This window comes from Coriobacteriaceae bacterium (genome assembly GCA_025992705.1).
Lineage (GTDB): Bacteria > Actinomycetota > Coriobacteriia > Coriobacteriales > QAMH01 > QAMH01.
Window position 1 is genome coordinate 773,115 of record DAJPGJ010000001.1, and the last position, 22,200, is coordinate 795,314.

17 protein-coding genes and 1 tRNA gene are annotated in these 22,200 nt (G+C 59.7%); 12 read left to right on the plus strand and 6 right to left on the minus strand.

The window, feature by feature from the left end; genetic code table 11:
• Positions 1-11: 11 nt before the first annotated feature.
• The 6 genes from OIM11_03455 (at position 12) to OIM11_03480 (ending at position 6,608) form a co-directional block, all read left to right on the plus strand.
• Positions 12-413 carry a hypothetical protein gene (locus OIM11_03455; protein HJJ00188.1) on the plus strand — a complete coding sequence of 134 codons (402 nt, stop codon included), beginning with the start codon at positions 12-14 and terminating at the stop codon, positions 411-413.
• Positions 414-430: 17 nt separating this feature from the next.
• The gene (locus OIM11_03460) at positions 431-1,714 is read left to right on the plus strand and encodes a CHAD domain-containing protein (GenBank protein HJJ00189.1); all 1,284 of its coding nucleotides are present in this window, start codon (positions 431-433) and stop codon (positions 1,712-1,714) included.
• Positions 1,715-1,847: 133 nt separating this feature from the next.
• Positions 1,848-1,924: transfer RNA gene (locus tag OIM11_03465), tRNA-Pro, on the plus strand.
• Positions 1,925-2,234: 310 nt separating this feature from the next.
• Positions 2,235-3,491: an MFS transporter gene (locus OIM11_03470; GenBank protein ID HJJ00190.1), complete on the plus strand. Its 1,257-nt coding sequence runs from the start codon at positions 2,235-2,237 to the stop codon at positions 3,489-3,491.
• Positions 3,492-3,710: 219 nt separating this feature from the next.
• Complete coding sequence (locus OIM11_03475; protein HJJ00191.1) at positions 3,711-5,174, plus strand: MFS transporter; 1,464 nt, start codon at positions 3,711-3,713, stop codon at positions 5,172-5,174.
• A gap of 12 nt (positions 5,175-5,186) precedes the next feature.
• On the plus strand, positions 5,187-6,608 hold the full coding sequence (locus tag OIM11_03480; GenBank protein ID HJJ00192.1) for an APC family permease: 1,422 nt from the start codon (positions 5,187-5,189) through the stop codon (positions 6,606-6,608).
• A 275-nt stretch (positions 6,609-6,883) separates the two neighbouring features.
• Here the strand turns inward: OIM11_03480 and OIM11_03485 are convergent, their stop codons facing one another.
• On the minus strand, positions 6,884-7,696 hold the full coding sequence (locus tag OIM11_03485; GenBank protein HJJ00193.1) for an MBL fold metallo-hydrolase: 813 nt from the start codon (positions 7,694-7,696) through the stop codon (positions 6,884-6,886).
• Positions 7,697-7,767: 71 nt separating this feature from the next.
• On the opposite strand from OIM11_03485, the gene OIM11_03490 reads away from it, so the two are divergent.
• The gene (locus OIM11_03490) at positions 7,768-8,160 is read left to right on the plus strand and encodes a secondary thiamine-phosphate synthase enzyme YjbQ (GenBank protein ID HJJ00194.1); all 393 of its coding nucleotides are present in this window, start codon (positions 7,768-7,770) and stop codon (positions 8,158-8,160) included.
• A gap of 43 nt (positions 8,161-8,203) precedes the next feature.
• On the opposite strand, the gene OIM11_03495 is transcribed toward OIM11_03490, so the two are convergent.
• From OIM11_03495 to OIM11_03515, 5 genes are all read right to left on the minus strand, one after another.
• The gene (locus OIM11_03495; protein ID HJJ00195.1) at positions 8,204-9,331 is read right to left on the minus strand and encodes an ATP-binding protein; all 1,128 of its coding nucleotides are present in this window, start codon (positions 9,329-9,331) and stop codon (positions 8,204-8,206) included.
• Positions 9,332-9,441: 110 nt separating this feature from the next.
• Positions 9,442-11,760, minus strand: coding sequence for a DEAD/DEAH box helicase (locus tag OIM11_03500; GenBank protein ID HJJ00196.1), 2,319 nt, complete (start codon positions 11,758-11,760; stop codon positions 9,442-9,444).
• An 8-nt stretch (positions 11,761-11,768) separates the two neighbouring features.
• Positions 11,769-13,130, minus strand: coding sequence for an ATP-binding protein (locus OIM11_03505; protein HJJ00197.1), 1,362 nt, complete (start codon positions 13,128-13,130; stop codon positions 11,769-11,771).
• Between the two features lie 47 nt (positions 13,131-13,177).
• On the minus strand, positions 13,178-14,803 hold the full coding sequence (locus OIM11_03510; protein ID HJJ00198.1) for a TerB N-terminal domain-containing protein: 1,626 nt from the start codon (positions 14,801-14,803) through the stop codon (positions 13,178-13,180).
• 106 nt (positions 14,804-14,909) lie between these two features.
• The gene (locus tag OIM11_03515) at positions 14,910-16,268 is read right to left on the minus strand and encodes an ATP-binding protein (protein ID HJJ00199.1); all 1,359 of its coding nucleotides are present in this window, start codon (positions 16,266-16,268) and stop codon (positions 14,910-14,912) included.
• Positions 16,269-17,019: 751 nt separating this feature from the next.
• On the opposite strand from OIM11_03515, the gene OIM11_03520 reads away from it, so the two are divergent.
• From OIM11_03520 to OIM11_03540, 5 genes are all read left to right on the plus strand, one after another.
• Complete coding sequence (locus tag OIM11_03520) at positions 17,020-17,298, plus strand: type II toxin-antitoxin system RelE/ParE family toxin (GenBank protein ID HJJ00200.1); 279 nt, start codon at positions 17,020-17,022, stop codon at positions 17,296-17,298.
• Between the two features lie 11 nt (positions 17,299-17,309).
• Complete coding sequence (locus OIM11_03525) at positions 17,310-17,624, plus strand: HigA family addiction module antitoxin (GenBank protein HJJ00201.1); 315 nt, start codon at positions 17,310-17,312, stop codon at positions 17,622-17,624.
• A gap of 303 nt (positions 17,625-17,927) precedes the next feature.
• Positions 17,928-18,488: a TetR/AcrR family transcriptional regulator gene (locus OIM11_03530; protein HJJ00202.1), complete on the plus strand. Its 561-nt coding sequence runs from the start codon at positions 17,928-17,930 to the stop codon at positions 18,486-18,488.
• Between the two features lie 216 nt (positions 18,489-18,704).
• Entirely contained in the window at positions 18,705-21,380 is a 2,676-nt protein-coding gene (locus tag OIM11_03535; GenBank protein ID HJJ00203.1) for a molybdopterin-dependent oxidoreductase, read from the plus strand.
• Positions 21,381-21,393: 13 nt separating this feature from the next.
• A complete protein-coding gene (locus tag OIM11_03540; protein ID HJJ00204.1) occupies positions 21,394-22,197 on the plus strand; it encodes a carboxypeptidase regulatory-like domain-containing protein in 804 nt (267 codons plus the stop codon).
• Positions 22,198-22,200 lie beyond the last annotated feature (3 nt).

Below are 22,200 nucleotides of genomic sequence, written 5' to 3' on the forward strand. Positions count from 1 at the left end.
CCATATGCCGCATGAGTAATGAGTATCGACTTTCGGCTCGGCAGATTCTGACGCGCATCATTTCGGTGATCGTCGCAGGCGTCGGTGGGTCGGCGTGTGGGTTTAGCCTCCTCATGCAGGTGCAGGAAATCGGTACGGTCATCGCATCGATTACGTGGTTCTCCGGGCTTCTGGCCGTGGTCTTTGCACTGGCGGGCTATGCCGTCTCCTGCGATCCCGGCAAGGGCAAGACCTATATTCCGCTTGCCGTCGTCATGGGGGCAATCCTTGTCGTCACGGGCTCTGCGCTCGCACGTATCTATCTGTACGCGCACATGGTCATCATCATCGCGCTTGTTGCCGCGGCCATCGAGGGCATCGTGCTCATCATCTATCACTTCATCTTGAAACGCGAAGATCCAGAGGCTCTGTAGCCGCGAGGAGGGTTCCCATGGTTTCCAGATTGGTTCTTGTCAGGCACGCTAAGACCCAGGCGCGCAACCCCGAGCTCATCGACAAGGACCGTCAGCTCACGCGTGCCGGTCGATATAGCATCGAGGCGCGGTTTCCCATCTCGCTCCAGCTTCTGGCTGACGAGGACGCCGCCGAGGTCAAGGTCTGGAGCAGCCCGGCGCTGCGTGCCATGCAAACCGCCGAGGTCGTTGCGCATGCGCTCGGCGTCGATGGCATCGAGGTGCGGGATTCGCTTTATGCCAACAGCGTCGATGCTTTCATGACCGAGCTCGTCGAAGAGCAGGGCACCGTTATCGCCGTCGGACATAATCCCTTCATGGACGAGCTCTACGCACGCTTGAGCGGGGCTCCGCAGGGCATGGGAACTGGTGCCATGGCGTCGTTCGGTTTTGCGGCGACGGATGATCCGACAAGCGTTGGCTCGTGGCTCGAATGGTTCGTGCAGGGCCCGCGTGTCGTGCTATGGCAGAGCATCGTCGATGTGGAGGATGCCCTTTCCGATGCCGCCGCACGCATCGCGCGCTGTAGCGTCAAGCTACTCGAGAATCCCGATGATCCTGAATCGTTGCATCAGTATCGCATCTCGTTGAGAATCGCGCGCTCGCTGCTGGGCTTCCTCGCCCCGTATTGCAAGGGTTCTGCGCTCAAGAAGACCATGCGCGATATCAAGAAGCTACAAGATCCGACCTCGCGTTTGCGCGAGCTAGACATGCTCTGCGAGGCGCTCGACCCGCAGACGGTCGAGGCACGTATCGTGACCGATGCTTGCACGCAGCTTCGTGCGGGATTCATCGAGCGCTTTGCTGCCGAGTCTACGCAAAAGGCAATTACGCGCGTGGTCGGGCGCATCAAGGACGTGCCCTGGCGTCGTTGCGTCAGGCAGTCCGGCCTCGATGCGCAGGAGCTTGTCAGGCACGTTTCGCAGATGCGTACCGATTACGAGCTACAGATGGCGCACGTTGGCTATGACGACCAAGAGGCCGTTCATGACGTACGCAAGCTGGCCAAGGCGCTGCGCTACGTGACACGTGAGTTTGCAGAGCTTTTGCCTGATACGGCTGAGGATACCAATACACGGGCCAAGGCGGTGCAGGACATGCTCGGCGAACTCTGCGACTGCTGGAACAATGCGCAGCTCGTCATCGAGATATGCGGTCCGCAGGCGGTGCAGGTCGCCTCGCGTTTTGTCGTGCGCGCCGATGAGATCGTTGCCGATCTCAAGAGAAGTCGCAGCTGTGGTCTTGCGATAAGCGATTCGTAGGCTTCGGGATAGGGAAAACGAGGGCAAGGCGGCCTTGGTGTCAGGCAAGTTGTCTTCTGTTTGAAAAGTAAGGTATTTTATGTGTCCGTCGTTGTGGTAACATAGCAACTCGCGTGCGGGGCACGCAGCATATCGGGTGGTGGCGCAGTTTGGTAGCGCACTTGACTGGGGGTCAAGGGGTCGCAGGTTCGAATCCTGTCCACCCGACCAGCAAAAGACGAGGTCAGCGGGTTTTCTCGCTGGCCTTTTTAGTTGCGTGTGCGTTTCGTGCGCGTTTTTGTCGCGCCCGTGCTTTTTCTGCAAACAGTCGGGCCTCGGTAACCACGCGCAATCTGGGATGGTTGCTACGATGCAACGCGGTGACGCTCGTATGTCATTCAAGCGTCGTGGCGTAACCCTCACCTTTCATCCCCAAAACCGTGCCCAGGGGGTCATGCTCGTGATTGACGCCCTCCCTAGACTTTCTCATGCCCGGTGACGCCGGAAAACCATGTAAACGTGGAGGAAGTGGGGACGCCTCGTGATTCAGCCGAAGTACCAGAACTATCTTGTCGTGAGCCTTTCGGTATTGGCCGTTGGGGTGACCATGGCAATGGTCCAATACAAGGTTCCCACGATCATGATCGCCATCATGGAGCAGTATGCCATGTCGGCAAGTGGCGGCTCGTGGCTCATGTCCATCTTCACGCTCATGATGGCCGTGACGGCAATCGTCATAGGTGAGTTGTCGGTTCGCATGAGTCCGAAGAGAATCATCGTGTTCGCGACGTGCCTCATCGTTCTCGGCTCTGTTATGGGGGCATTCGCGCCCAATGGCATCGTCTTGCTCGTGTCACGTGGCATAGAGGGCATAGCACTTACGGCGGTGACCACGTGCGGCCCACTGGTCATACAAGAAAGCGTCGCACCAGGGCGTATCGGCACCTCCATGGGCATCTGGGGCATGTGGGGATCTTTGGGTTCCGCCATCGCCGCGTTTCTGACGCCATTGGTCTTCGCGTTTGCGGGGCTCACCTCGCTTTGGCTCTTTTACGGTGCGCTGGTCGTGATTGCGACTGTCATCATGTGCATTTGCGTAAGAGATCCTTTCAAGAAGGGCTCGCCTGTGGCGCCCGAGGACGCAGTCAATGCCTCCGAAGGGGCTTCGGGGGTGGCGCAATCGGACGTCACACCTGGCAAGGCAGCCGCCTCTCATATAGGAGCGAAGCCCTCGTATCGCGAGCTTCTGACGAAGGACGTCCTGCTCTTTTTCTGCGGGTTCATCGCGTTTAACATATGCTTGCTTGCGGTCCTGAGCCTGGTTCCCTCGATTTTGCAGATGCGCGGCATGGATGTGAGCCTGTCGGGTTTCGTAAGCACGCTGCCGATGATAATCTCGGTTGCCTCTTCTCCTTTCTTCGGAATGCTATCTGACAAGACCGGCAAGACCAAATGGCTGCTCGTCTTCTGCCTGTTCTTCCTGGGGCCATGCACCTTCGTTCTCTACAACTTCGAAGGTGCCGTGATGTGGGTGGGAGCAGTGGTCATGGGTGTGATCGGAATGGGCACCACCGGCCTCATGATAACCGCCTTCATGAAGGTGATCAGTAGACCGGAGCTTGCGACTATCGGCATGGGCGTCCTTATCTGCGTCCAGGGGATTGGGCAGTTCCTGGGCACGTTCCTTGTCCAGGGCTTGCTGGGCCCCTCGTTCGAGAACACGCTTCTCGCTGGCAGTGTCGTCATGGTCATCGGCCTTGTCGGCACACTGTGCACGGCACTTTGCAAGATGCGGTAAGGAGAGAGCTGAGGCATTCGCCTGCGCAAAGTGCATTGCGATAGTGCGTCTTTACGAGAATAATGCACTGCGACAGTGCATTATTGGGCTAGTAAAGATTCTCTCGAGAATACGCCCCAGCAACAGCTCCACTCGAATAATAAATAACGCATTTCACCTATTCGGTAGTACAATGCTCTTGACAAACAATGAATGCACACTATCGAATGTGGGGCCAAAATGGCGGCTGATGCGAGCATACCAAGCCCGCCGGTGGGCGTGGCGCGGACGGCGATGATCGTCGTCCTGCTCGCGAGCAATCTCCTCGCGTCGTTCACGCAGTCGCTCATGAACGTCGCGCTCGATTACGTCGCAACCGACTTCCACATCACGCTCTCCCAAGCTAACTGGATGGTGCTCGCCTTCACGATCGTCACCGCGACGACCATCACCATGGCGGCGAAGCTTCTCGAGCGCATAGGCCTTCACAAGCTCATGACCATCGGCTTCGTCTTCTCGTTCGTAGGCTCGCTGCTCGGCTTCTTTGCCTGGAACTATCCGGTCATGATCGTCGCCCGTGCCCTCCAGGCCGTTTGCACGGGGCTGTGCTTCCCGCTCATCAACGAGGCGCTGCTCACCATCGCGCCAAAGGGCAAGGCGGCGACCTTGCTCGCCGTGAACAGCGGTGTCATTGGCGTTGCGCTGGCGTTTGCCCCGCCCGTTTCCGGTCTCATCATCACTTGCATCGGCCTTCGCCCGCTCTTCCTCATCCCCGCGGTGATTGCCCTTCTTCTCATCATTGCGGGCAGGCCCGCTATCCACAATCTGTATATGCGCAGGAAAGCCCATATCGACATCCCGAGCGTTGCGCTGAGTTTTGTCGGCCTGGCTTGCTTCCTCTATGGTCTTAACGAGATTTCGCATGAGGTCTTTCCGTCGCTCGTCATCATGCTCGCCGGCATCGCGATACTCGCCATCTTCGTGTATCGTCAGCTGCACATCGACGAGCCCCTGCTCAATCTGACGCCGCTGCGCAATCCGGTGTTCACCGTCGGAGAGACGCTCGTCACGCTTGCGTTCATGGCATCGGTGTACATGAGTCTGCTCGTCCCCCTGTATCTCGAGGGTGCGGCGTCGTACTCGCCGTTCATAGCCGGATGCATGTGCATCGCACCCATCCTGTGCTATGCGGCCTGTTGCTTTCCCAGTGGCCACCTGCTCGCGAAGCACGGCGTATGGCCACTCGTTCCGGTGGGATTTGCGATCGTGCTCATCGGCTACGTCGGCATGTACTTCGCCTCCGCGCAGCTGCTCGTCATCGTCTTGCTCGCCTGCGCTGCCATAGCCTATGCGGGCATCGGCATTTTCTTCCCGGCGGTAAAGACCGTCGACCTCAACGCGCTTCCCCGCGCCATCTCCTCGTATGGCTCGTCCATCCACTCGACGATCGTGCAGATCGGCAGCTCAGTCTCGTCGGCTCTCTTCGTCGGCATCATGTCCGGCGATATCACCCATTTGATGGCGGGGGGAATGAGCAAGGCCGATGCCTACGCGTTTGGCTTTTCGCATACCCTGCTCATTGCCATCGGCATATTGATAGTGGCGGTCATTCTCACTGTCGTCTATACGCGTCTCGTGCGCCGTCAGAAGGGGAAGACGGCTGTTGCGGACAGCGCGACGAGCGAGAAAACCGGGAGAGGATAGGAGGGGGTTATCATGACTGATACCAAGGATGCAGCTCCGAAGACGGATGCTTCGGTGCAAGGTGACTCGCCAGCTGCGACACAGACGGCGGACGCGTCTTCGTCACAGGGAGATGCCGGCTTCAAGAGGACGGTCGGCGTGTTCGACATGGTGGTCTATGGCCTCATCTTCATGGTGCCCATCGCCACGTTCAGCCTCTTTGGCGGCGTGTCCAACGCATCGGGCGGTATGCCGGCACTCGCGTATTTCGTCGCCTTCATCGGCATGTTCTTTTCCGTGCTGTCTTTTGGCGTGATGATCGGAACCTTCCCGTCGTCGGGCTCCATCTATACCTACACGTCCAAGAGCATCGGCAAGGGCCTCGGATTCGTGGCCGGCTGGCTCATGTTGCTGCAGTATCTCACGTCGCCCGACATGGTCTTCATCATGGGTGCCGAGGCGCTGAGCACCTACGTGCCGCAGATTCCGGTCTGGGGCTGGTGCCTCATCTTCCTCGTCTTCGTCTTCGTCGTCGCGTCACGCGGCATGAGCACGACGATGTTCGTCAACCGGATCGCGCTCATCCTCGAGTTCATCGTGCTCGGCATGTTCATCGTGTTCGGCGTGGTCTACATCATCGGACACCCCGAGACGAGCGGCTTCTCGCTGACCGCCCTGTTCAATCCCAATACCTTCTCGGTATCTGACGTCATGGGCGCCGCCTCGCTGGCGGTGTTCTCGTTCGTGGGCTTCGGGTGCGTGGCGACGCTCACCGACGAGGCGAAGGACGAGCGCCACGGGCCGTCGCGCGCGATGATGATCATGGTCATCATCCTCGTGGCCATCTTCGTCCTGACGTGCTTTATCGCCACCTGCGTCGATCCGTCGGGCCAGATTTGCAAGAACGACGAGAACAACGGCTTCTACCATATCGCCGAGCTCGTGGGCGGCAAGTGGTTTGGCGTCGTCTGTGCCGTGTCCGTGGCCTTGGCCCAGGGCGTCTTCACCGGCTTGGTCGCGACGGTGTCCGTATCGCGCATCCTCTACGTCATGGGCAAGAGCGGGTCGCTTCCCGGCGTCTTGGCCAAGATCGAGGAGAAGCGCCAGGTGCCCATCGTCGCCACGTGCTTCGTGTCGGCCCTCTCGCTTGTCCTGCTCGCGCCCTTCCTGTTCATCGGCATGGAGGGATTGGGCAAGGTCGTGAACTTCGGTGCGCTTTCCACGTACTTTCTGCTTAACCTCTGCGTGGTCGTATGGTTCTGGTTCAAGAAGAAGGATCACGGCAATCCCGGACGTTTTCTGGTCTGCCCCATCTTGGGCATGATTGTGGTCTTTGCGTTGCTGCTCTCACTTGATGTGCCCGCCAAGATCATCGGCGTCGTGTGGATAGCCATCGGCATCGTGTACTACCTGGTCATGACACGCGCTCTGCACCGCGAGATTACCATGGAGTGAGCAGGTGGAAAACGTGTCACAGGCGCTTGGTACTCTCGGTTTGTCGTTCAGTTCAAACGAAGGAGAAACATCATGGGCGTCTTGTCGGCATTACTCGCAGGTTCCAGCGCGATGGCGTGGTTCGTCATCATCATGATGCTCGCGATTCTGTTTTGCGGGCCTTCGAAGTGAGGGGATACGGGGGCGTGACAAGGGGGACGGGGGTTCTGTCACATCCATGGATGTGACAGAACCCCCGTCCCCCTTGTCACGAAAACGCCGTGCGAAGATGCCTCCTACAGCTCGAAAATCTGGCCTGCGTAGGTTGCCTCGACGATGTCGGGGAGCTCCTCCTGCAGGATTTCGAGCGCATGCTCTCCCGTGCAATGGCCGGTGTAGATCTTGTCGATGCCAAGCTCGCGGATGGTTTGCGCAAGGGCGTGTACTTCGTCATCTTCGCGCAGGAACAGGTGCAATCCGCCGACGAGCGTGCGGATGGGCTTGCCGGGAAACGCAGCACGCGCCTCGTTGATGATGGTCTCGATGCCTCCGTGGGAGCAGCTGTTGAAGATGACGAGTCCCGCGGGCGTCTCGATGATGAGGCTCTGCTCGTGGTCGAATCCGTCGCCGACGAGCCCGTCATCGGTCTTCAGGTAGAGGTGCTCGCGCTCGCCGATCTTGTCGAGCCCCTTTGTGCTGTGGCCCAGGAGCCATGCGCCGGACGCGAATTGCAGGGCATCGTCGACGCGCTCGATACGTGATGCCTGCTGCTCGAGAAGCCCCCTCTGGATGCCGATGTACTTCATGTCGCCTTTGGCATCGCTCCAGCATACCTCCTCGCAGGCATCCTGGATGAGCAGCGGCGCATGGTCGTTGATTGCGAAGAAGTCCCCGAAACCGTCGGCATGGTCGTAATGGGCGTGGGAGAGCACGCAATAGTCGACATCTGACAGGTCGATGCCGAGGGCCTGCGCGTTTTGCGCGAAGAGCCCCGATGCGCCCGAATCGAGCAGGATGGTAGCGTCGTCGGTCTCGATGAGCGCGGAGAACCCCCATTCGCAGCCGAGCCCTTTTTGCGCGTCATTGTCCACGAGTATCGTCGTCTTCATGGTCATGCTCCTCGCCGTCGAAAATGAGACAATTGCTCAGAGATATTGTCTCATTTTAACGGGAGGCAGACATGGAGCGATTCGAACTGGAGACGCCGGTCTACGGGTTTGTCGAAATCACGGCGCGAATAAGGCAAATCGTGCGGGAAAGCGGCATCGAGGAAGGGCTATGCGTGGTCTATTGCCCGCACACCACCGCCGCGATCACCATCAACGAGAACGCGGACCCCGACGTCGTGCGCGACCTCAAGCTCGCGCTGGCGGACATCTTTCCCGACCGGCGTGATTTCAGGCATGCCGAGGGCAATAGCGCCGCACACCTCAAGAGCAGCGCCATCGGCGCGTCGGAGACCATTCCCGTGACGGGCGGCGCCATGGCGCTTGGGACTTGGCAGGGCATCTACTTCTGCGAGTTCGACGGCCCGCGGCATCGCAAGGTGTACGTGCAGGTGGTGGGAGAGTAGCAGTTGCGCTTTGAGATGCCGGATCCGAGTGACGTCAATCGGGTTATTTGAATCTGTCTTCGAGGTACTCGCGGAATCCGGGAAGCTCAAAAGAAACGTAGGACGACCCTCGCTCGCCTATGACTCCCTGCTCTATCAAGCGACGCTTGTACGTGCTTGTGTAGTTGCTGGCCTCTCCCATTCTCGAGGCGATATCCGATAAGCGACTTTCCCTCGTATCGGCAAGCATTGCCCGAAGAAAGCGAATGTCCCCATCCGAGAGGTCATAATACGTTGCGTCGAGCACTCGTTCGGAGAAGCTTGCTCTGGCACGTGCTATGCCCCAGTGAACATCTTCTTCGGAGACCGTCTCGCTATCGGGGTTTCTGGCCCAGCTTTGGTAGCCTACAAGTTGCATGAGGTAAGGAAAGCCCTCGCTAGCTTTAGCTGCTGATGAGAGGGCCTCAAGTGAAATAGAACGGCCACCTTCCTCGATAGTGGTTCTGATGCCCTCGGCAATGTCTTCATCGGATATGCGCACCAGCTTGTGTTGGTTTGCTCTGCGTAAAAACGAAACGAACTCGTTTCGCAAAAGCGAATTGACATTGCCTGGAAGACCGGCAAGTAGCAGGCCCACCTGTCGCTCTTCTCCCACAAAGTGCTGGTATGTGGTTGCAAGATGAACCATTTCATCGAGCTTGGGATTAACTTCATCTACGGTGATCAGCAGCCCGATCTCCTGATCGTTTAACGAGGCAATGATCTTTCCCATCTGCGTACGCCAGTTGCCACGCTCCTGCGTCGGGTTGTCCCATTCCAAACCAAGAAATTGGCCAATGGTGAGACTCCTCAATCTTGGATTGTCAGAGGCTTCGAGGAACTGCGCGGCTCCCTGCTTGGTCTGCTCAAGAATATCTTCGAGCATCCCGGGAATGGCCGTGACATTAACGGCTATCCAACCATGGGCCGATGCGATACGCGATAGATAGAGCAAGAGCGCGGTTTTTCCCGTGCCACGGGCGCCAGTGTAGATTGTCGATAAATTGGGGTCGCCCGAACCAATATCGAAAGCCTGCTCCATCTCTTCTATGATGGCATCTCTTCCCGTCATCAAGAGCGGAATTCGTCCAAATGTGGGAGTGAAAGGATTCGGCACCATATAAGGCCTTTCGGATAAGATTGGCTTTTGCATTTTTAGGCGATTTTTGCATTTTTAGGCGATTTTTGCAAGATTAGGCATCAGCTGTTGAAAGCACGCATGTCACCGAAATTCCATGTGGTTCCAATTACTGAGCTCTGCGTCTAGCCCGGGAGCTGCAGCGGCTTCTCGTCTGGCAGGCCGCACCACTGGCGCACGCGCTTGAGCATGCCGTCGATGTCGAGGACACTCTCGGCGAAGCCCTTGCGGATGAGCTCGATGGGCACGTATTCGTCGTATTTCTCCCAGATGGGGATTTCGTCGGGATAGACGAGGTCAAGGGGATCGAACGGTGTGGTTGCCTGCTCCGCGAGCACATCGTAGAAGAGCTGCTCGTCGCCCTTCATGCGAAACTCCATGAAATAGGGACGCGACGAGTCCAGACCCTTGAGTTGGAGCTGGTCGGCGCACTTGATCTTGAGGAAACGCTCGAGTGCGAGGAAGGCGTAGCTGCCAAGCCAGGGGAAGAGCCCCCAGGTGTTGCCACCCAGACGGACGAGCGGGATGTGGTCGAGATGGGCGTTGCGTGCGGTCGAGCGGGCCTGGGCGAGCCTGCCGCGCGCGTTGTCCATGAGGTAGGGATAATCCGCATCTTCCATGAGCACGCGCAGCATGCGCTCGAGTACGACCGTGTTGATGTCGCCGGGGCAGTCGCCAAAGTAGGCCGGCACTTGGCCCTTTACTTGCGTGGCGTAGACGAGGTGGCGCTTGTGGTCGACCTCCTCGACGAGCCAGGTGGCACCGGCTATGGCGAGCTTTTCGCCCACGGGCGGTGGCAGCACGATGGTGCCGAGCTCCTGGGACTCGTTGCGAACGGTGTACTCCTCGTTTTCCTGGAAGACGCCGTAGAAGCGGTAGCTGTTGATGACGCGCTCGCCTGCGATGCCGACGATGAGACCGCCCTCCTCGGTGAGCTGGATGTGGTCGATGTCGATGAGGTGGTGTAGCAGGACGCGGAAGTCCTCGCTGCTCACGCGATGAAAGTACCCGAGGGTAAGGACGCGAGCCGCGAGCTCGGCCGGCGTCATCTCGCCCCCACTGGCAAGGGTTGCCATGGTCTGGTGGTAGAGCAGGCTGTAGGGCAGGCGGTCGAGTCGCGGTGGCTCGACCCAGCGATCCTCGAGGTAGAGTTGTACGAGTGCGATGCCCTGCAGGAGCTTCCAGGGGATGGTCGCGCCCAGGGTGGTGCGCGGCTCGGCGCGGTCCTCGCGCATGACGAACCACATCTCCGGGGGCGAGCCTCGCCGTCCCGTACGCCCCATGCGCTGCAAGAACGCGCTCACCGTGAAGGGGGCATCGATCTGGAAGGCGCGCTCGAGGCGACCGATGTCGATGCCGAGTTCGAGGGTGGCCGTGGTGACGGTCGTCTGGTCGAGCTCCTCGTCGCGCATGACGTCTTCCGCGCTCTCGCGCACGGCCGACGAGAGGTTGCCGTGATGGATGAGGAAACGGTCGGGCTCGTTGTTGGCCTCGCAATAGCGACGTAGCGTGGTGGTGACGCCTTCGGCCTCCTCGCGCGAGTTGCAGAAGACGAGGCACTTCTTGCCACGCGTATGCTCGAAGATGTAGCCGAGGCCGAGGTCCGCGCCTGCGGGAGCAGCATCGGTGGCGGGTTCGGGCGGGGAGGGTGAGACACATTGGACAGGTACATCTGTCTCATTGGATTCTGCCAATGAGACAGATGTACCTGTCCAATGTGTCTCACCCATTTCCTCGGCGCCCTCTCCCACGAAGAAGTGAGACATGGACAGGCGCCAGCGCTGCCCCGCATCCTCGATGCGCGGGATGATGGTGTCGCGGCCCGAGCCTGCCCCCAGGAAGCGGCCCGCAAGCTCGAGGTCGCCGATGGTGGCCGAAAGCCCCACGCGCCGCGGGTTGCAGCCGGCCAGGCGTCCCAGCCGCTCGACGAGGCACAGGCACTGTCCGCCGCGGTCGGCGCGCATGAGGGAGTGTATCTCGTCAATCACGATGAAGCGCGTATCACCAAAGAGCTTGGGGATGTAGGAATGCTTGTGCAGGAGCAGCGACTCAAGCGACTCGGGCGTGATCTGGAGTATGCCGCTTGGGTGCTTGAGTAGCTTGGCCTTGCGCGACTGGGCGACGTCGCCATGCCAGCGCCATACCGGGATCTCCGCCTCTTCGCAAAGCTCCTCCAGTCGTCCAAACTGGTCGTTGATGAGGGCCTTGAGCGGGGCGATGTAGATGACGCCCACGCTTGCCGACGGCTCTTCGTAGAGCTTTGTGAGTATGGGGAAGAACGCCGCCTCGGTCTTGCCCGATGCCGTGGATGCGGCGAGCAGGACGTTGTCCTCGGTATTGAGGATGGCGTCTGCGGCGGCGACTTGCACCGATCGCAGGCTATCCCATCCGTTACGGTAGATGAAGTCCTGGATGAAGGGGGCATAGGAGGAGAAGACGTCCATGGGCCCTCCTAGAGCGTGAACTCGGCGAAGTTCTCGGGCCGGTTCGAGTTGTCCGCGCTCACGGTCACGTCATCGGAAAGCTGCGTGGCCACGGCACTCGTGAACTCCTCGCTTGCCAGAAGCTCCTCTATCTGGGCATCGGGGTTCTGGTACATGATGTCGAGCAGCTCGATGAAGTCGCGGATGACCTCGCGTGGCGTGATGTGCGTGGCTGCGCCCACGCGCTCGAACTCGGTCTTGATGAACAGCGCGAGCTGGTCGGTGGAAAGCGTGGGCTCGTAGTCGAAGAGCTGGCCGTGGATGGCGGTGAGTTTCTCTGTGAGGACGAGCATCTCCTCGTGCGTGAGCGGAACGAGGCGGATGATGGGGGCGAGCATGTCCTTGTATTGCTGGCCGGCGAAGCGCCCCTCGGCCAGGCGGCTGCGCAGGGCCTCGTAGCTGTAGATGCCGCGCCGCTTGTCCTCGACGCATTGCGGTGTGCCGCCCATGATGATGCCCAGATGACGTGCCTTGCCCTGCAGCGTGTCGTTGTACATGGTGAGTATCTTCTCGTAGTTGTACTGGCGCGTGATGGCATTGGGCACCTTGTAGATGTTCACGAGCTCGTCGACGAGCACGAGCAGGCCGGCGTACCCAGCTTGGACCAGGAACGACGCGAAGAGCTTGACGTACTCGTACCAGTCGTCGTCCGATATGACGATGCGCACCCCCAGCTCGGCCTTGGCCTCGGTCTTGTTGGCGTATTCTCCGCGGAACCACTTTATGACCTTTGCCTTGGTATCGTCGTCATCTCCGACGTAGGCGCGGTAGTACATGACGAGCAGCTGCGCGAAGTCGAAGCCGTGGACGAGCTCCGAGAGGGTCTCGACGACCTCGTGTATGCGCAGCTCGACGTGTTGGTCGAACGCCTCGCTGCCGGGTTCGAGCCCCTCTTGCAGGACGGCTTGCTGCACGCCCGATATCCAGCGATCCAGAATGAGCGTGAGCGCGCCACCTTCGGGGCGCGTCTTGGTGGACATGTTGCGGATGAGCTCCTTGTAGGTGGCAAGCCCCTGGCCGTTGCTTCCCTGCAGGCGGCGTTCGGGCGAGAGGTCGGCATCGATCACGACGAAGTTGCGGTCCATGGCGTAGTTGCGGATGGTCTGCAGAAGGAAGCTCTTGCCGCTGCCGTACTTGCCCACGATGAAGCGGAAGGTCGCGCCACCGTCGGCGATGATGTCGACGTCATGCAGCAGGGCGTCGATTTCGGCATCGCGGCCCACGGCGACGTAGGGAAGCCCCACGCGTGGCACGACGCCGCCCTTGAGGGAGTTGAGGACGGTCTGCGCGATGCGCTTGGGGATTTTCTTTTCGGGTGCGGGTGTTGGCATGGGGCTCCTTAGTGCTCGCGCGGGCCGGATGGAATCCGGCCCCTGCATTAAACAATGGATTGAAGATCTTGACGGTAGTCCTCGATGATGATGGGCTCGCCGCTGCTTGCGTCGATGCAGATGTCGGCGAAGGTGTCGTAGAGCTTGTCGTTGATGGAGTCGACGAGCACCGACGCGATGCACGCGTGTTCGCGTTCGAACGCGCGCAGGTCGCCACCATCGAGCAGCAGGGCTAGGAACGCGGACTCGGTGGAGTCGAGCGGGGAGTTGTCTTTTTGCAGGGGCCGGATTTCATCCGGCCCGCTCGGGATGTGTTGGGCTGTGCGGGCCGCCTGCAAGGCGGCCCCTGCACCGGAGGCACCAGATGCGGGGGTTCCCTTTTGCAGGGGACGCGTTTCACGCGTCCCGCGGGCCGCCTGCAAGGCGGCCCCTGCGCCGGAGGCGCCAAGCGATTCGTCATCATCGACGATGAGCTTCTCGCAGGTCTCGCTTGCGGCCTGGCGAATGTGATCGAGCTTGCCAAAGTCGAAGTGCACGGCACGCGCCTCACGCTCGCGTGCCTCGTCTGCCATTTGCCGCGCGAGTGTCTTTGCCGCCTTGACAAGGTACTTGGTGGTAAGCGTGACCTCGAGCGTGTTGGGGTACTGGTAGGCATCGCGCAGGATGCACTCGCATGTCTCGAGCAGCTGGGTCACCCACGGCAGCGGCGCCTCGAGCTTTGGGTGGCGCACGCGAAACCAGGCACCGTTGCGGCAGAAGACGGTGTCATGCGGACTGATGACCAGGCTGGCCGTCTCGATTGCAAGGGGGTTTGCAAAGACCGCACGCTCGAAGGGCCAGAAGCGTTCCTTCTCGAGACGCCCCGCGAGCTTTTCGGGCAGGGTCTGCTTGAGCTTCGTCTCGTGGTGATGCGCGGCGACCTCGTACGTATGTGCGACGAGGCGCCTGAGTTCTGCCTCGTGCTCGAGGCAGAACGGCGAGCCCTCGATGTCGTGGTCGCCCAGCGTGACGAGCGCATCGAAGAGCTCGTCTTGCGTGCGATCCTCGCGATGCAGCAGCACGTCGAAGGCGACGTCACGCGTGGCAAACGAGTGCGTGCGCAGAAGGGTCGCGTCGAGACCGTAGTAGATGACGAAGTCGTCGAGCCAGCGGTCGAAAGTCTTGCCAAAGGTTGCGTCGAACTGGCGGTATGCCGTGCCAAAGTCGAGCATGGCACGGTAGCCGTCGAGCGCGTCCGCAACGCCCACCAGGTTGATGAGCTCGTAGAGGTAGAGGTAGGCAAACGAGAGCTGCCCCTGCTTGACCGCACCGCGCCGTACCTGCGTTCTCCATGTGAAGTAGCCGCGCAGCTGCTCGTTGCTCATGTCCTCGTAGGTGGGGTAGTAATGCGAGAAGCTGCCGGCGAAATCGAAGTCGTCCTCGAACCCCGCGAGCATGCGGGCCTGCTCGTAGAAGACCTCGGTCGTGCTGGCTCCTTGGGCGTAGTGGCTGCGGGCTAGCTGGCGCGCCTCGCGTATGGCATCGGGCACGAAGCTCTTGAGCTGCGTGCCGGTCATTATGATGGGCTGCTCCTGGTAGACGGTCTTGCTGAAGGCGGCATTGGAGCGCAGGCGCTGGGAGATCTGCGTGCGCAGCTCGTCGACGCTCATCTGTCGTGCCGAGCGTTGCGCCATGCTGTCTCCTTTCCGCCTGCCGTGAGCCATCAAGGTCAGGCATACAAGTATACACGAAATCGAACATGTGTTCTATATAGCATATGTCCCAGGAGTGGCATGGCTTTTACATGGCACCATCACGCAAGGCGGGCACCTTGAACAGAAATTCCGCCATGTTCAAGGGGACGTTGACAAGCCAGCCCTGGTCTTTATAAGGTTTAGCAGAGAAGCGTACGGATTTCTGTATGTCATAGCGTTTTGCGAAGTTGGCGATGCTTGAGCCCCTGACGTTTTCCTCGGCCTTGACTTCGACTGGCAAAACCGAAGCACCATTCTGCACGACGAAGTCTACTTCGCCCTTTTTGTTCTTCCCATCTGCCGACCAATAATAGGGGACACACGAATTGGTTGACACGAGCTGTTGGCAGACGTACTGCTCTGCGTAAGCGCCCTTGTACTCTGTGAATAGCTTGTTCCCCATGATGATGGAGCTCGCGTCAAGCGAGGTCATTGCACCCAGCAATCCGATGTCGAGAAGGTAGAGCTTGAAATAGGAGCTGTCCGCATATCCTGCCAAGGGTATTCCCGGTTTCGATATGCGCTCGACTTTCGTCACGAGTCCGGCGTCGATGAGCCATGCTACTGCATCACGATAGTCACGGCCGCGCGCATGCTCCTCTATCGCTGCATAGGTAAAGCGCTTCATGTCGCTTTCACGGGCAAGTTGTCTGGGGACTGATTTCCACGTTTGCCTGATTCGCTCGGTCGTGGTTGGGTTGGGCACGTGCTTTGCAAAGTCGCGTTCGTATCCGTTGATGAGCTCTGTCTGCACTTGACGCACGCGTTCGAAATCTCCGCTTTCCACGTACTCCGTAACAGCCTCGGGCATTCCCCCCACGTACATGTACGTCTTCAGATGTTCTTCGAGACGCTCGTGAAAGGCGTCTGCCATCTCCACATCGCCTGACCTGAGGATGTCCGCGAACTGCCCCTGCCCCAGAGCTTCGAGGTACTCGTCGAATGCCATTGGATGCAAGTCAAGGTAGTTTACTTTGCCTACAGGCCAGGAGGCTCCATTGGGAGCTGTGTCCGTTGCACGATTGAGGGCAAGTCCAAGGAGGGAGCCCGCAGCGATAACGGGAATCTCGGGTCTTTCCTCGCAGAAGCGCTTGAGGGATGTCAGCGCCCGGGGGCATTCTTGGATTTCATCCAGAAAGACGAGGACGTCTCCCGATTGCGGGTTCGTGCCTGTCGCGGCACCGATGATAGTGAGCAGCCGATCTGGGTCAAGGCTTCTTTCAAAAGCGTGCTGCATCTCCTCGTTGTCCAGAAAGACTACATGGGCGACTTGCTCAAAATGAGTCTTCCCGAATTCCAACGCAAGCCAAGTCTTCCCTACCTGCCTTGCCCCGTTGATGATGAGCGGCTTTCTGCGAAGGTCATCTTTCCATGCGATAAGTCTAGCCATGGCGTTACGATGCATCTTTGTCTCCAATGGCGAATCCCGATATCGGTATTGGCCCTATTATGGCGAATCCCGATATCGGCATCAACCAAATAATGGCGAATCCCGAAAGGACAGTGGAGTGCCGCATGAACATGGCGAATCCCGATATCGGCATCAACCAAATAATGGCGAATCCCGAAAGGACAGTGGAGTGCCGCATGAACAGGGGGACGTAGCCCTGTTCACGCGTTTGAGGTAAGCTCCGTCATCCTTCGACTCGCTTGCGCTCGCTCAGGAAGACGCGGTGGCAACAACTCGTGTGATATGTAATGCACGACATGGACTGTGCGTCATGTTTGATGCAAAGGGAGGACGATTCACGTTGAGTGGCAATTGATTGCGCATAACGTGCTCTGCATTATACGTATCAGGATTCGCAGTGACAGATGCCTGTCCATCGCATTAGCTCCTTTTCCTCAACTGGGCGTCTTGACGTGTCTGGAATCATGTCGGGTGAGCCTTCCCCTCATGGAGCGTATCCACCCCCCCCTTACGCGGATGCGCTGCCGGAATCGCCGGCAGCGCATCTGGATTTTGCGACTCACTCCGACGATTTGCCGGATTTGTGGGCCGGATTTCATCTGGCCCGTTCTGCTCGCGAAGAGTTGCCTCCCCCGCGGGCCGCATGGAATGCGGCCCCTGCGCAAAGGATGATTCGCGGGCGAAGACAAGTGCATGATAAGTATTGATGCTTGACGTCATTAACGTAATGCGTTAATATTCTTCCATGATAAAGTCGTTCAAAGATTCGGATACGCGCAAACTTGCCGACGGACAGCATGTAGCCCGCTTCGCGAATATCGAGAGGGCGGCGCTCAGGAAGATTCGTCAGCTCCAGATTGCCGGGTCGCTCAACGACTTGCGTGTGCCGCCCGGCAATCATCTCGAGGCCCTGAAGGGCGACCGGGAGGGCCAGCATAGCATTCGCATAAACGATCAGTACCGCATCTGCTTTGTCTGGACGCAGGCCGGGTGCGCTGACGTCGAGATAGTCGACTATCACTAGGGGGTCAAGCCATGGGAACCGTCGAATATGCAATCGTGCCCGTCTCGCCAGGCGAGCTCCTCGAGGAGGAGTTCCTCAAGCCCATGGGCATCTCCAAGTATCGCCTGGCAAAGGATATTCACGTGCCTGCCGGCCGCATCGGGCAGATCGTTGCTGGCAAGCGTGCGGTCACGGCGGATACGGACCTGCGGCTCTGCAGGTATTTCGGCCTGACGGATGGCTATTGGCTACGTGCCCAGGCGGCATACGACACAGAGCTTGCCCGACGCAGCATCGAAGACGAGCTTGCCACGATAACGCCCTTTCGCGAGCTCGAGATGGCCTAGTGCATCAGGTCCCTGCGCAAGGATTGGCTCGCGGGCACGATTTCGCAGGGGGCGCCTTTTAGGTGCTCCGCGTGCCGCGTGAAGCGCGGCCCCTGCGCAAAGGCGGGTTACCTGCAGGCGTGGCGGAGATTGCCGTTTGTGACCTCATCACGACAAGGATATACGGTCAGTGACCGGCTGTCTTTGTCATTTGGCAAAGATGGTTGGTCAGTGACCGACCAAGCGCGTCATCGTCATCCGACGCCGCCGTGCGTCCGAGATGCTACAATTCACCGCAAGGGGAATTATTGCGGAGGAGGCATAATGACGGCGACGCAGGAGCGTGTCATCGAGGCGTTTACCGGCATGGTCAAGGAGATGCGCTACGACAAGATCACGGTCAACGAGCTGTGCAAGCGCGCGGGCGTCTCGCGCAACGCCTTCTACGCCAACTTCGAGGACAAGGAAGACGTCATCACCTATATCTTCCGGGAGGATGTCATCCAGCCCATCCGCGACCTCAATCGCCTGCTAACCAACAACGACCTCGACCCCATGATGGAACTCATCAACGAGCGCATGTACGAGCGCCTGGCAGGCAACGGGGAGTTCTATCGTAACCTCGTCGGGCCCATGCGTGGCCACGACGACACCTTCCTGCGCGTGGTCACGCATGTCATCTACGACCTGAACATGCATCTTATCCCGAGCGTTTCGACTCTGACGGATCCCCTCAAAGCCGACTACGTCTCGTACTTCTTCGCATCTTCGCAGGCCATGCTCATGCAAAAGTGGGTAAGTGACGGCTTTCCCATGACACCGCACGAGCTTTCCACGCTCTACAGCTCCATTACTGCGAGCTTTTGGCGCAGCATCAAGCAGTAGGCTCATTTTCGTACATCATTCTCGCAAGAGGATGTACAAACGAATTGATTTGTAATCCCGCACATCACGAAGCACCCAGATTGCTTTCGCACGTCAATGACTCGTTGACTTTGTAAATTGTGCGCTCCCTCCATGCAGAAGAAGATAGATGCACAAGGTGGCAAAGGTGTGTCTTTCGCATGCCCAATGCCATGAAGATGAGAGGAAGGAGAGCACATGAGCAAGATGGAGACGACGCTCCAGAGCATTGCTTGCGGCGGTACGGGCGGTGAGATGACCGCGGTCGACACCATGGACGGCAAGATCGTGCGCATCAGGCCGTTTCGCATCGACACCAAGTACACGCTCGACGAGCTGAAGGACTCGATGTGGGAGATTGACGTCGACGGCGAGGTGTTCAAGCCGACGATTAAGACTTGCCCCAATTGGATGGCGCTTGCCTACAAGAACCGCGTGTACTCCAAGAACCGCGTGCTCAGGCCGCTCAAGCGCGTGGACTGGGAGCCGGGCGGCGACCCCGCAAAGATCAACGCGGCCAACCGCGGCAAGTCCAAGTTCGTCGAGATCTCCTGGGACGAGGCGCTCGACATCATGGAGAGCGAGCTCAGGCGCATCATCGATACCTATGGCCCGTACTCGGTCATATGCGTGGGCGAGGATGGCCACCGCGAGTCCAAGGACCTGCACGCCGGCGGCGGCATGCACGCCAACCTCATGGACAAGCTGGGCGGCTACACGCGCGAGACGCGCACGCCGGACTCCGTCGAGGGCTGGTACTGGGGTGCCAAGCACGTGTGGGGCGCGGGCGCGAATCACGGCCTGGGCCTGGTGGCACCTCCCGAGACCGACTTCAACTCGTGGAACGTCCTTCCTGACATCTGCAAGAATTCCGAGCTGCTGGTCTTCGACGCTGGTGACTACGAGCTCACCACCAACTACGCCTCGATGTTCCTCTCGCAGGTCATGGGTTACTGGGAGCGCCTGGGCAAGGAGATGGTGAGCGTCGACCCGTTCTGCAACTACACCAACGTCTGCCACAACATGAAGTGGATCCCCGTGCTCCCCAACACGGATGCAGCGTTGCACTTTGGCGTGATCCACACGTGGATCACCGAGGACCTCTACGACAAGGATTACGTCGACACGCACACCGTGCACTTCGACAAGCTCGTCGACTATGTCATGGGCAAGGAGGACGGCGAGGTCAAGGATGCCAGGTGGGCAAGCGAGCGTTGCGGCGTGCCGCCATGGACCATCAAGGCCTTTGCGCGCAACATGGCCAAGAAGGTCACCGCGCACGTGCACTACAGCTCCGGCCACATCAAGACGCCGTACAGCCACGAGCCCGCCCGCACCTCTGCCTACATGCTCGCCATGCAGGGCCTGGGCAAGCCCGGTGTGCAGCAGTACCACCTCTCCGCGCAAGTCACCGCCAAGGAGAGAATCGCACGCTCCACGACCGCGCCGTTCACCATGGCCATCCAGTGTCGCATGTTCTTCCCCAGCGCCCAGAGCCTGCCGCGCACGATGATCGCCGAGGCGCTGCAGACCGGCAAGGCCAAGTGGTGGGGAAGCCCCTGCATCGTGTACGTCGAGAACAGCGAGCAGTTCCAGGAGTTCAACTATCCCGGCAACCCCAAGGCCGCGCTTGCCATGCAGCAGGCCATGGCCGAGCGCATGGGTCAGCCCATCCCCACCGAGGAGCCCAAGATCAACCGCATCCACATGCTGTGGTCGGAGAAGCCCTGCAACATGAACTGCTGGGACGGCGGCTTCAACTACCAGGACGCCATCCGCACCGACGAGGTCGAGTTCTTCGTGACCAACCACCAGTGGCTCGAGAACGACTCGCTGTTTGCGGACCTCGTCCTTCCCGTCACCACCTGCCTCGAGGACAACGATGACATGGGTGCCTCGTCCCAGGTGCCGTTGCGCCATGCGGGTCTCACGCCGGCTGCCATCGAGCACCAGGGCGAGAGTCTGTCTGACTTCCAGATCGCCTGCACCATCGGCGAGCGCTTTGGCGTGCGCGAGGCAATCGACAAGGGCATGAGCGATGACATGTGGATCGAGACTGCCTTCATGAGCTCGCGCCTGCCCGAGGAGATCGAATGGGAGGACTACAAGGAGCGCGGCTACTACTACCCGAAGCTGGAGGAGAACTGGCAGGACATGAAGCCGGGCATGCGCAACTTCTACGAGAACCCCGAGGAGTTCCCGCTGGACACGCCCACTGGCAAGATCGAGTTCTGGAGCCAGGCGCTGGCCGACAACTTCCCCGACGACAAGGAGCGCCAGCCCATGGCCAAGTGGATCATCGGCGGTCCCAAGGAAGAGGGCTGGACGCATGACGAGACGCTGTGGGGCGAGCGCGCCAAGAAATACCCGCTCTTGGTGACGGCCAACCCGGCCAAGTGGCGCGTGCACGTCCAGGGCGACGACATCAAGTGGTTCCGCGAGATCGAGACCTGCAAGGTCAAGGGCAAGGACGGCTACCTCTATGAGCCGCTGTGGATCAGCCCGGAGGAGGCGGAGCGCCGTGGCATCGAGGACGGTGACATCGTCAAGATGTTCAACGAGCGCGGCACGATCCTGTGTGGTGCCCGCATCTCCGAGCGCGTCACCGGCCCGTCTGTGGTCATCGCCAAGGGCAGCCGCGTCGACCCCATCGCCCCGCACCTGGACCGTGGTGGTGCCGCCAACCTCATCTGCCCGGGCAACCAGATCTCCAAGCATTGCAAGGGCTTTGCGGTCACCGGATACCTGGTGGAAGTCGCCAAGGTCACCGACGAGGAGTACGAGGGCTGGAAGCGCGATTACCCCGAGGCATTTGCCCGCGACTATGACCCGGCCATCGGCATCAACCGCAAGTCGTGGGTCATCGAGAAATAGAGAGAGGTCAACCATGAAGGTATTCGTCATAGATCCCACCCGCTGCGTTGGCTGCCATAACTGCCAGATCGCCTGCAAGGACGAGCACTGCGGCAATTGCTGGATGCCGTATGCCGAGGAGCAGCCCGAGATCGGCCAGTTCTGGATGAAGGTCGAGCAGAAGGAGCGCGGGCATGCACCGCACGTCAAGGTAAGCTACACCCCGCGCCTGTGCAACCACTGCGGCAACGCGCCGTGCATCAAGGCGGCAAAGGACGACGCGGTCTACCGCCGCGACGACGGACTGGTCGTCATCGACCCGGTCAAGGCCAAGGGCCAGAAGCAGATCGTCGACGCCTGCCCGTACCATGTCATCTACTGGAACGAGGAGAAGGAGATTCCGCAGAAGTGCACGGGTTGCGCGCATCTCATCGACGATCCCGAGCAGCCCATCCGCGTGCCGCGTTGCATGGACAACTGCCATCTCGACGTCATCCAGTTTGGCGAGGCCGAGGACTTCGACCTGACGGGTTGCGAGGTACTCCATCCCGAGTACAAGACCGATCCGCATGTCTACTACCGCAGCCTGCCCAAGAAGTTCATCGCCGGCACGGTGTATGACCCGGAGGCCGAGGAGATTGTCGAGGGCGCGACCGTCACCGCGACCTGCGCCGAGGGAACGGTCACGGCAACGACCGACAGCTGGGGTGACTTCTGGCTCAAGGACCTGCCGGATGCCGAGTGGCGTGTCGAGATCGAGAAGGGTGGCAAGAGGGCCGCTCTCGAGGTGAGCACGCTCGAGGAAGACAAGGGACTGGGCGACATTCCGCTTGCGTAAGTC